The following is a 957-nucleotide window of genomic DNA, read 5'->3' as shown; positions in this document are numbered from 1 at the left end:
GTCGTATCTTTTCATTGTCTCTCGTCTCCCTCGTTAGCTTCCATTTTATTTCATACGAGGGTGTTTTGCGACTGCACTTTTAGCGTAGCACTCCATTTTCAAATACGCTGGGTTTATCCATAATCCAGAATAAAACCATTCTATATAGTTTATTTATAATTTGATTATGGGGTATACGCCGTGTAATCAATATTGAACTTAGTCCCAAACGTAAGTGCATTTGAGGTATTGGTTGTTGTATTTAAACCGTAATACACATCGAACCAATGTGAAGTTAATTTACGTGCAGTTCCTCCAAATGGAGGAGTTACTTTTCTTGTACAGTTTACATCACCCATATCTTCTACTAAAAATCCATCCAAATATCCCTCTTCAGATCCAGGTGCAGATAATTCCTGATCAGTATAAATTTGAGTGCCATATGGTAATATGGTTCCAGAAGTGGCTTTACCACATGTTACAGGATGTACCGCCGCTGTATAGTATTGAGTCGGAGTTGTTCCATGAAAAGTTTTTTTTCCTACTAAAGAAACGTATGATGTAACATCCTGATTGGTATAGTTGTAAGTGGCCGCTTCTGTAATATAATTTGAAGTACCAAAGAATAATGCTAATGCTGATACAACTACTGAAGCTTTAATCATATTTTTAATCATTCTGAGAACCCTCCTACTTTAAAGTTTACTTTCCTCCTGCATGCTCAATCATTCTTAACATTTCTAACAGATGGATAATCATCAAGATCTTTGCCACTCACCTCCTTGTAAATTCTGTCCTTCCTAGATACTCGCCTGTTCTTGCGTTTATATGTACTTCCATTCGGGTATCATTTTGTTCTCCTACAACAGTAATAAATATATTCTGGAGTGCTACGCTAAAAGTGCAGTCGCAAAACACCCTCGTATGAAATAAAATGGAAGCTAACGAGGGAGACGAGAGACAATGAAAAGATACGAC

1 protein-coding gene is annotated in these 957 nt (G+C 37.0%); it reads right to left on the bottom strand.

Annotated elements, in window-relative coordinates; genetic code table 11:
* Nucleotides 1–164: 164 nt before the first annotated feature.
* Entirely contained in the window at nt 165–656 is a 492-nt protein-coding gene (locus GOM71_RS23640) for a hypothetical protein (protein ID WP_156285573.1), read from the bottom strand.
* Between the last annotated feature and the right edge of the window lie 301 nt (nt 657–957).

This window comes from Paenibacillus sp. NEAU-GSW1 (assembly GCF_009737085.1).
GTDB lineage: Bacteria > Bacillota > Bacilli > Paenibacillales > Paenibacillaceae > Pristimantibacillus.
The sequence above is the reverse complement of the archived record's forward strand: the minus strand, read 5'-3'. Positions and strand labels throughout refer to the sequence as shown.

What these genes read in the sequence shown, in the direction of transcription:
- GOM71_RS23640 (WP_156285573.1), bottom strand. Translation starts at nt 656, where the DNA reads ATGATTAAAAATATGATTAAAGCTTCAGTAGTTGTATCAGCATTAGCA.